This is a genomic window from Streptomyces sp. NPDC002156, assembly GCF_053593675.1.
Map to the genome: position 1 here is coordinate 41,766 of NZ_JBSFDA010000069.1, position 9,028 is coordinate 50,793.

10 protein-coding genes are annotated in these 9,028 nt (G+C 68.7%); 4 read left to right on the forward strand and 6 right to left on the reverse strand.

From position 1 onward, the window contains the following. Nucleotides 1–68: 68 nt before the first annotated feature. Nucleotides 69–1,028 carry an ABC transporter permease gene (locus ACWCRB_RS26145; protein WP_450998349.1) on the reverse strand — a complete coding sequence of 320 codons (960 nt, stop codon included), beginning with the start codon at nt 1,026–1,028 and terminating at the stop codon, nt 69–71. A 50-nt stretch (nt 1,029–1,078) separates the two neighbouring features. Beyond that, nucleotides 1,079–2,725 carry an ABC transporter substrate-binding protein gene (locus ACWCRB_RS26150; RefSeq protein WP_450998350.1) on the reverse strand — a complete coding sequence of 549 codons (1,647 nt, stop codon included), beginning with the start codon at nt 2,723–2,725 and terminating at the stop codon, nt 1,079–1,081. 277 nt (nt 2,726–3,002) lie between these two features. On the opposite strand from ACWCRB_RS26150, the gene ACWCRB_RS26155 reads away from it, so the two are divergent. Next, complete coding sequence (locus ACWCRB_RS26155; RefSeq protein WP_450998351.1) at nt 3,003–3,734, forward strand: FadR/GntR family transcriptional regulator; 732 nt, start codon at nt 3,003–3,005, stop codon at nt 3,732–3,734. Between the two features lie 88 nt (nt 3,735–3,822). On the opposite strand, the gene ACWCRB_RS26160 is transcribed toward ACWCRB_RS26155, so the two are convergent. Next, entirely contained in the window at nt 3,823–4,776 is a 954-nt protein-coding gene (locus ACWCRB_RS26160; protein WP_450998352.1) for a hypothetical protein, read from the reverse strand. Next, nucleotides 4,773–5,321, reverse strand: coding sequence for a SigE family RNA polymerase sigma factor (locus ACWCRB_RS26165; protein ID WP_369036642.1), 549 nt, complete (start codon nt 5,319–5,321; stop codon nt 4,773–4,775). The genes ACWCRB_RS26160 and ACWCRB_RS26165 overlap by 4 nt, the downstream gene beginning before the upstream one ends. Before the next feature lie 79 nt (nt 5,322–5,400). On the opposite strand from ACWCRB_RS26165, the gene ACWCRB_RS26170 reads away from it, so the two are divergent. Continuing rightward, the gene (locus ACWCRB_RS26170) at nt 5,401–5,844 is read left to right on the forward strand and encodes a protein-tyrosine phosphatase family protein (RefSeq protein ID WP_450998353.1); all 444 of its coding nucleotides are present in this window, start codon (nt 5,401–5,403) and stop codon (nt 5,842–5,844) included. Between the two features lie 88 nt (nt 5,845–5,932). Here the strand turns inward: ACWCRB_RS26170 and bla are convergent, their stop codons facing one another. Beyond that, complete coding sequence (gene bla / locus ACWCRB_RS26175; protein WP_450998354.1) at nt 5,933–6,853, reverse strand: class A beta-lactamase; 921 nt, start codon at nt 6,851–6,853, stop codon at nt 5,933–5,935. Between the two features lie 180 nt (nt 6,854–7,033). Here bla and ACWCRB_RS26180 point away from each other — a divergent pair, with 180 nt between their 5' ends. After that, nucleotides 7,034–7,438: an FAD-dependent oxidoreductase gene (locus tag ACWCRB_RS26180; protein WP_450998361.1), complete on the forward strand. Its 405-nt coding sequence runs from the start codon at nt 7,034–7,036 to the stop codon at nt 7,436–7,438. A gap of 53 nt (nt 7,439–7,491) precedes the next feature. On the opposite strand, the gene ACWCRB_RS26185 is transcribed toward ACWCRB_RS26180, so the two are convergent. Next, nucleotides 7,492–8,070 (reverse strand): class I SAM-dependent methyltransferase, encoded by a 579-nt coding sequence (locus ACWCRB_RS26185; RefSeq protein WP_450998355.1) that lies wholly within the window; start codon nt 8,068–8,070, stop codon nt 7,492–7,494. Between the two features lie 54 nt (nt 8,071–8,124). Between ACWCRB_RS26185 and ACWCRB_RS26190 the strand changes: the two genes are divergently transcribed. After that, entirely contained in the window at nt 8,125–8,922 is a 798-nt protein-coding gene (locus tag ACWCRB_RS26190) for an AraC family transcriptional regulator (protein WP_450998356.1), read from the forward strand. The last annotated feature ends 106 nt before the right edge of the window (nt 8,923–9,028 follow it).

Consider the following 9,028-nt stretch of genomic DNA (forward strand, 5'->3'; position numbering starts at 1 on the left):
CGCGCCCTTCGTTCGCGTGGACATCATGAACATCAGGCACAACATGGTCATCAGACACAGCATGGTCATCAGGCCGCATCCCTCAGTCGCGGGTTGACCAGGAGATAGAGGATGTCGATGACCAGGTTCACGACCACGAAGCCGGTCGCCGTCGTCAGGACCACTCCCTGGACGACCGCCGGGTCGCCGTTCTTCACGGCGTCGATCATCAGCTTGCCCATCCCGGGGAGCGAGAAGATCGTCTCGATGACGACCGCGCCGCCGAGGAGGTAGCCGACGCGCAGGCCCAGGACCGTGAGCGGGTTGATGAGCGCGTTGCGGAGGACGTTGCGGCCCACCACCACCCTCGGTGGCAGGCCGCTGCCGATCGCCGTACGGACGTAGTCCTTGTCCAACTCCTCGACCACCGCCGTACGGACGATGCGCGTGAGCTGCGCCGCGACCGGGAGGGAGAGCGCGAGGGCCGGGAGCGTCATCGTCTTCAGCCAGCCGGTGAAGGAGTCGGCCGGGTTGATGTAGCCACCCGTCGGGAACCAGCCCAGGTCGACGGCCAGGTACTGGATCATCAGCAGCGCCAGCCAGAAGCCGGGGGCTGCGACGCCCGTGAGCGATACGACGCGGATGATCTGGTCGGGGAGACGGTCGCGGTAGATCGCCGCCGTGACGCCGCCCAGCAGGGACAGGACCACCGCGATGGTCAGGCCCAGGAAGGTGAGCTGGACGGTGAGCGGCAGGGCGGTGGCGACCTGTTCGAGCACCGGCGCGCGGGTCAGCGCGCTGGTGCCCATGTCGCCCTGGAGCAGATCGCCGATGAAGTGGAAGTAGCGGACGGGGAACGGGTCCAACAGGCCGTTCTGTTCACGGAAGTCGTGCAGTTGCTGCGGGGTCGGGTTGGCGCCCTGGAAGAACGCGGAGGCCGGGTCGACGTCCGAGAACCGCATGACGAGGAACACGAACAGCACGATGCCGAGCATCAGCGGGACGAGCAGGATGATCCTGCGGGCCAGGATTCTGGCGATGGCGACCACGTACGAACTCCCGTACAGCTAGCGGTGTTTGGCGGCAGCCCGAACAGGCCCTAGACCCACTTGGCCTGGAGGAGGTTGATGCCCGGGTACGGCTGTGCCCTTATCCCCGCGAGCTTCTTCGGGTCCCAGGCCGTCATCAGCTCGTTGTGGACGACCGGGTAGAGCACGGCCTCCTCGGCGACGATGTCGATGTAGTCCTGGATCATCGTCTTCTTCTTGTCCGGGTCCGGCTCCTGCGTGGCCTGGTCCATGTCCTTGAAGAGCTGCTTGGCCACGGAGTTGTCGGCCCAACGGGCGTAGCCCATCCAGAGGTTCTGCGGGCCGTAGTTGTAGTGCATGATCAGGTCCGCGTCGAGGCCGAACTGGTTGGGGTTCGAGGCGGCCGACACGACCTGGTAGTCCTGCTTCTGGTCCATCTTCGTGAACACCGCGGTGGTTTCCTGCGGGTTGAGGGTCGTCTCGACGCCGATCGCGTCCCAGGACGCCTTGATGGTGGGCAGGCAGTCGACGATCCAGCTGACGTTCACGGACAGGATCTCGATCTTCAGCCCGCTGACCCCGGCCTCCTTCAGGAGCGCCTTCGCTTTCTCCGGGTCGTAGTCGTAGACCACCTTTGCTGCCCGGTAGCTGGGGTTGGCCTCGTTGAGGAAGGACGACGACGGCTTGCCGTGGCCCTTGAGCGCCACCTCCACCATCTTCCCCGTGTCGATGGCGTAGTGCAGCGCCTGCCGGACCCGTACGTCGTCGAAGGGCTTGCGCCTGGTGTTGAACATCAGGAACAGGTTGTTCATCCCCGCCCCGCCCTGGACGTCCATCCCCCCGCTCTTGAGCTGCTCGATGTTGGCGTACGGGATGTTGTCGGCGATCTGCGCGCCGGCACTGGACCCCGAGATCTTGGCGACGCGGGGCGCGGCATCCACTATCGTCATCCAGTTCATCTTCTTGAACGCCGCTTTGCGCGGACCGTTGTAGGCAGCGAACGCCTCGAACGTCGTGTTCGACTTCGGGTGGTGCGCGGTCTGCCGGTACGGCCCCGAGCCGATCGCCTTTCCCTTGATCGCGTCGTCCCAGGCACCCGGCTGGGAGAAGACGTGCTTCGGCATGATCTTCGCGAGCGTCAGCCGGGAAACCCCTTCCGGGAAGGGGAACTTCAGCACCAGCTCGACATTCTGCGCGTCGACCTTTTTCACTTCTTTCAGCCAACTGGCGAAAAAGCCCTTGGCGAGTGTCTGCGTGTTCGGATCAAGGATTCGATCGAATACGAAGACCACGTCGTCGGCGGTGACCGGCTTTCCGTCGTGGAAGGTCGCCCCGGCCCGCAACGTGAACTTCCAGGAGGTGCTGTTGAGATCGCCGGGGACCGCTGTGGCGAGCGCGGCGTACGGCTCGCGGGAGATGGGATCGGTGTCGAGCAGACCCTCGTAGATGTGGTTGTTCGCGGCCATGGAGAAGGCGGAGGCCGTCTGCGTGGGGTCCCAGCTGCCGTCGTTGCCGTAGCCGATCACGGCCGTGAGCGTGCTGTTCGCGCCCCCGGCGCCGCCCCCGGTGTCGTTGGTGGACTCCGGCCCGGAGGAGCAGGCCGACAGCGAGGAGGAAATGGCGGCGGCGGCACCCAGCGCGCCGGTGTACTTCAGGAACGACCGGCGGTGCGGGGCGGTCGATACGTCGGGGGCTGTTCCGCGGGTCACGTCGCGCACGATTCCTCCTGCGGGGTGGGGTCCGAAAAGGTGAGGAGATACGACGTCCTACGTCATAGGGGGCAGCGTGACCATAAGAGGGGCGGTGGGGCCGGTCAAGAGATCGCACACGAATGGCGTATCTGCCAGAGGTGCGACCAATGACGATATGAAATTCAACCGAGGCGATGTCGACGGGGCGTCAAGAGATCGACAGGGGCCGTGAATTCACGGTGGGTAGATTTTGATATGCCTGGAGGTGGGACGTGGGATGTCCGGCGAGCGTACGATGCGCCGCATGTCTCAGGAGTCCGGGAAGCGGCGCCGGCCCGAGCGGCGGGTGAGCGGCCAGGTCCAGCGCGAGGTCATGCAGTTGATTCTCGACCGCAAACTCCGGGCGGGCGCACCGCTGCCCACCGAGGTCGAGCTGATGGAGTCCCTGGGGGTCAGCCGCAACTCCGTCCGCGAGGCCCTCAAGGCGCTCCAGGCCCTCGACATCGTCGAGATCAGACACGGCTACGGGACGTACGTCGGACAGGCGTCGTTGACCCCGCTGGTTGACGGACTGACGTTCCGTACGCTCGCCCGGCACGACGGGGACGGCGCCGCGCTCGCCGAGATACTCCAGGTCAGGGAGGTGCTGGAGGACGGGATGATCCGGCGGGTCGCGGCCGTTCTGTCCGACGCGCAACTGGACCGGCTGGATTCGGTCGTCACCCGGATGGAGGAGGCGGGCCGCGTGGGCCGGCGCTTCCCCGAACTCGACCGCGAGTTCCACGAGGCGCTGTACGGCCCCCTCGGCAACGCCCTCGTACCGCAGCTGCTCGGCGCCTTCTGGACGGTGTTCCGCCGTGTCTCGGGCGCCCGGGGCTGGCACGACGACCCGGCACCGGAACTGACGGCCCGCCGGCACCGGGACATCGTCACGGCGTTGCGCGCCCATGACGTGGAGGGCGCGCAGCGGGCACTGGCGGTGCACTTCCGGGGGATCGAGGCGCGGGCGGCGCAGGAATCCCGGGGGGTCGGCTGAGGGTGGGTGCGGAGACGGGCGGGGGCAGGTGGAAGGGGGCGCCGTCCCCTGTGCGGCGCCCCCGTCACCTCCCCGTCGCGGCGCCGGCCTAGTACAGCTCGCGCGTGTAGCCCTTGTCGTCGTCGGAGTCGTAGACGACCTCGCCCGCGCTGTCGTACCCCTGGATGTGCGGGGCCAGCGTGACCTGCTGGTTCAGCACGCCGGAGGCCACGAACCAGCCGTGGTCCAGGACGGCCTCGCTGGTGCTGCCGCCGTACGAGACGGTCACCTTGGTCACCGAGGGCTCGAACCGGCCGATGGTGCTCCAGCGGAACGGCATCTTCCAGTTGCCGTTGTCGAGGACCGACTGCCGGTAGAGCTTGCCGCCGTTGTCGTCGGCCATCACCGGGCCGCCGTTGTCGAACGTCAGGCCGCCGACACTGGAGTTGAGGCCTGAGGCCTCGCCGTCCTTGATGTTGCAGATCAGCCGGGTCAACTGCGGTTGCTGCGTCTGTTCCTTGACCGCGACGACGAAGATGCCGTCACCGGGCGCGTTGGAGTCGCCGGTGCTGTTCTGCGCCAGGATGATCCGGTAGTCGACGGCGTCACCCAGATCGATCCGCGTCGCGGGCTTCTGGTGCTTCTGCATCTCGCGGTCGTACGCGAGGCACTTCTCCAGCCCGTCCGAGGCCTGTGCCAGGGTGATCCCGTCGAGCAGCTGCCCCGGCGTCGCAGGACCGGCCGGTCCAACGGGCGTCGACTGTACGGGAGTCGGCGTCACAGGCGGCTGCGAGGCGCTGGTGGAGGGGAGTGGCGCCGCCAGTTTCGTGCCTCCCTGGCCGCCGCCGTTGCCGCTCACCGCGTACGCCCCCACGGGCGCCGCCGCCAGCGCGACCAGGACCGCGCCGGCCGCCGCCACCCGCCGTCGGCGTTCTGCGGCGCCCCGGCGGCGGATCGTCGGATACGGCACCGCCGAGGGCCGGATCGTGTAGGCGTCTTCAGCCATCAACTCGCGCAACTGCTCCTCAAATCCCTTCTCAGGTTCCCGCTGTTCCTCGGTCATCCGAGGCCTCCCCGAACGTGTGCCGTGTGACTGGGTTCGGGGCGGCCCACGACCTGCGCCAGCCCCGGATACGTACGCAACTTCGCCAGCCCCTTGGAGGCCTGGCTCTTGACCGTGCCCTGGGAGCAGCCGAGCGTGTCGGCGACCTCTCCCTCGGACAGGTCCTCCCAGTAGCGCAGGACGACCACCGCCCTTTGTTTGGGCGGCAGTTGGGCGAGCGCGCCGAGCAGCGCGCTGCGCTCGTCGGCCCAGGAGACCGCCTCGTCGCGGCCCGCCGTCTCGGGCGGCGCGTCGGTGAGCGACTCCCGGACGCGCCGCTTGCGGAACCGGTCACTGTTGCAACTGACCAGCATCCGACGGACGTACGCCTCCGGGCTGTCGCTGCGCGAGACCCGCCGCCAGGAGCGGTACGCCTTCGCCAGCGCCGTCTGCGTCAGGTCCTCGGCGTGATGGGCGTCGCCGGTCAGCAGATACGCGGTGCGCACCAGGTGGGACCACCGCGCTCTGACGAAATCATGGAACTGGGCCTCTAGTTCGGCCTGCATCAAGCACCCCCTCGCCCACCAGACCACCGTTTCCCCGGAATCGGTTGCCCGGGGGACGGGGTCGGGTTCGAATGGATGGGTGGATGAGCCAGTGGCTGGGTTGTGGGACGAGCGGGCTCAGGGTGTACTGCGGCTGCCCTCCGGCCGTCTGATCAGGGGCCGCGGCCTGCGCCGGCCCCTCGACCCGGCGGCGCCTGTCCCCTCGTACGCCGTCTATCTTCTCGGCAGCCAACCCCCGCAAGTTCCCTGGGAGTTCCGCTGGCTCCCCTGGCCCGACTTCCGCCTCCCCAAGGATCACGTGGAGGCCCGCGCGGTCCTGGTCGAGGTGTGGGAGCGGGCGGCGGGGGAGCGGGTGGAGGTCGCGTGCGGGGGTGGGCGGGGGCGTACGGGGACGGCGTTGGCGTGTCTTGCGGTGCTGGACGGGGTGCCGGCGGGTGAGGCGGTGGCGTTTGTGCGGGCGGGGTATGACCGGCACGCGGTGGAGACGCCCTGGCAGCGGCGGTATGTGCGGCGGTTCGGGTGAGGCGGCGGGCCTGCCGAGCGAGTCGGTGGCCCGCCGCGTTTCACCGGCTGGTGGGGGGTGACACCGAGGCCGAGGCAGTGCTTCCGGGTCAGTTGAGGGTTTCCGCGAGCAGTGTCGCCGTCTCCGCGATCAGCGCGTCGTCCCGTACCGCGTCCTGGTCGGGCATCGTGGAGAGCACGGACAGGACGACGGGGGCGCCGGTGTCGGTCCAGGCGATGCCCACGTCGTTGGCGGTGGCGTAGGAGCCGGAGCCCGTCTTGTCGGCGAGGGTCCAGGTCGGCGGGAGACCCGCGCGGAAGCGTTTGGCGCTGGTCGTGTTGTTCAGCAGCCAGTGGGTGAGGAGTTCGCGGTCGCGCCGGTTCAGCGCGTCGCCGAGGACGAGGCGGGCATAGGTGCGGCCGATCGCGCGCGGGCTCGTCGTGTCCGTCTTCCGCCACGGCTCGGCCGAGTTGAGGTCGGTCTCCCAGCGGTCGAGGCGGGTCACCCGGTCGCCGAGGGAGCGGGCGAAGCGGGTGATCGCGGTGGGGCCGCCGAGTTCACGCAGGAGGAGGTTGCCCGCGCCGTTGTCGCTGTAGGTGATGGCCACCTCGGCGAGTTCGGCGACGGTCATGCCCTCGGCCAGGTGTTCCCTGGTCCGGTCGGAACCCGTTGCCGGGAGGTCGGCCTCCGTGTAGTGGATACGGCGGGCCAGGAACTCGCCGTTCCGGTCCAGGTCGCGCAGGACGGCCGCGGACGCGAGCGTCTTGAACAGGGAGCACATCGGGAACAGTTCGTCGGCGCGGTGCCGGACCGTTCGCCGGGTGACGAGGTGGTGGGCGAACACACCTAAGCGCGCCCCGTACCGCTCCTCCAGTGCGCGCAGGCGTGCGGTGACGGTGGAGTCGTTGGAATCGGTGGAATCAGTGGAATGAGTTGAATGGGTCGAGTTGGCGGTGGCCGGGGTGGCCGTGGCGACGAGTGTGGCGGCGGCTGTCGCGAGCACCGTGCGGCGACGCGGCTCGAATCTCACGGTTCTGCTCTCTTTCGTTCGGTGTCCGTCGATGATCTCTGCCCGTTGACGTCCGTAGACGTCCGTAGACGATCTCTCCTGTGATCGACGCGGTGGGTCTTTCGTCGGTTGCCGGTTCGGCTAGCCTCGAAAGTCCCGGATGACAACGTTGTGGAGGCGAGCGTGTCGGCCAGTGCGGTGGTGATCGGTGCCGGAGCGTCAGGGCTCACCACGGCGGCGTGCCTCGCGGAGGCCGGACTGGATGTCCGGGTGGACGCCGATCAGTTCCCCGGGGCGACGACCTCGGCGGCCGCCGGCGCGATGACAGACGCGCGTGCCCCGCTGACGGCATCTCCGCGGCGATGCAGCCCACCAACTCGCCCTCGGACTCGGCCACTTGGACCAGGTCGCGGTCGATGGCGTCGGCGAGGAGTGCTGACGCCTACGGCGTGGCCGCTGCTTCGAACGAATCGGTCAGCAGGGAGCGGAGCCGGGGCAGATCGGCAGGGGAGGCCGCCCGGGTGGACCATGCAGCCATGTCCGTCCGTTTCGTTCAGCTCAAGGGCGAGGTCAAGGGCAAGGTCAGGGTGCTGTAGACGGTCATGATGCATCACAACTGGCCGGTTTCGTCGGTAAGTTGTGGCCCGTCCTGCCGTGTGTTACGACGGCCTGCGCGCCCTGAATCGCAGCCCCCGCGTCTCCGGATGCCGATCCACGGTTACGTCCGTGAAGCCCGCCTTCGCCAGACGGTTCGGGAGTGTTGTCGGGTCGAGGGTGTTCATCGTGTCCCTGAAGTGCAGGACCCGGAACATGAAGCTGGGGAGGCTGTCGCTGCCCGCGAAGGTGCCGCCCGGGCGCAGTACCCGGAAGGCCTCCGCGAAGATGCGGTCCTGGTGGGCGTCGGAGGGTACGTGGTGCAGCATCGTGAAGCAGACGACCGAGTCGTACGAGGTGTCGGGGAGCGGCAGTTGGGCTCCGTCGCCGTGCAGGACGCGGGCCCGGTCGCCCCAGCCGGCGGCCTCCAGCAGCCGGACGGTGTCCGCGTCGATCTCCACGGCGGTCAGACGCGGCACCTGTTCGACCAGGACGCGCAGATTCGCGCCGTATCCCGGCCCGATCTCCAGGACGTCGTCGCCCAGTTCGACGTCGTGGAGGGCCCAGGGGAGCAGACGGTCCCGTACGGCCAGGGCCCACTTCTCGGAGCTGCACAGGCGGCGGTGCATTCGGTTCATCGGCATACGTCGACGCTATGAAGGTGCCGATGTGGCCGACAGGGCCTAGGCTGCCGTGCCATGTCGCGAAACGGACAGTCGGGAGGCGGACAGTCGGGGGACGGGCAGCGGTACGACGTCGGCCCCGGTACCGCGATATTCGTGGGGCACTTCGCGATGCCGCGCGGTACGGCGTTCACCACGCACTGGCATGCCTTCCATCAACTCGCCTGGTCCGCACGGGGGTTGCTGCGGATCCGGAGCGAGCACGGGACCTGGCTGTTGCCGCCCTCGCTCGCCCTGTGGATTCCGGCCGGGGTGCGGCATGCCACGGAGTCGGTGGGGGATGTCGTCATGCGCAGTGCGTATGTCGATCCTGGGCAGAGCCGGCGGGTGGAGTGGGTGGAGCCGACTGTGGTCTCGGCCGGGCCGCTGCTGCGGGCCCTCATCGACCATCTGGCCCTCAACGGGCTCTCTGCGGACGCTCGTTCGCGGGCGGAGGCGGTGCTGCTCGATGTGCTGCATCCGGTGGCGGTGACGAGTATCGCGGTGACCGAGCCCAGGGACGGGCGTGCGCTTGCTGTCGCTCGTGCGTTGGCTGCCGATCCTGCGGATGGTCGGCCGCTGGCCGAGTGGGGAGTTGAAGTCGGCGCTGGGGCGCGGACGTTGGCTCGGTTGTTCGTTGCGGAGACCGGGTTGGCGTTCGGGCAGTGGCGGGAGCGGGTGCGGATGCAGGCGGCGATGCCGTTGCTGGAGCGGGGGTTGACTGTGGAGGTGGTGGCGGGGCGGGTGGGGTATGGGTCGGCGAGTTCGTTCGTGGCGGCGTTTCGGAGGATTACGGGGATTACGCCTCGGCAGTATTTTCCGGTGCGGGGGTGAGGGCGCGGGCCTGTTGTTCTCGCCCCCGCCGCCCCTACCCGTCCCTCCCCCAGAGGGGGGACCCCCATCGGGGGCTCCGCCCCCGAACCCCCGCTCCTCCGGCGTT

What these genes read in the sequence shown, in the direction of transcription:
- ACWCRB_RS26155 (WP_450998351.1), top strand. Translation starts at nt 3,003, where the DNA reads ATGTCTCAGGAGTCCGGGAAGCGGCGCCGGCCCGAGCGGCGGGTGAGC.
- ACWCRB_RS26160 (WP_450998352.1), bottom strand. Translation starts at nt 4,776, where the DNA reads ATGACCGAGGAACAGCGGGAACCTGAGAAGGGATTTGAGGAGCAGTTG.
- ACWCRB_RS26165 (WP_369036642.1), bottom strand. Translation starts at nt 5,321, where the DNA reads ATGCAGGCCGAACTAGAGGCCCAGTTCCATGATTTCGTCAGAGCGCGG.
- ACWCRB_RS26185 (WP_450998355.1), bottom strand. Translation starts at nt 8,070, where the DNA reads ATGCCGATGAACCGAATGCACCGCCGCCTGTGCAGCTCCGAGAAGTGG.
- ACWCRB_RS26190 (WP_450998356.1), top strand. Translation starts at nt 8,125, where the DNA reads ATGTCGCGAAACGGACAGTCGGGAGGCGGACAGTCGGGGGACGGGCAG.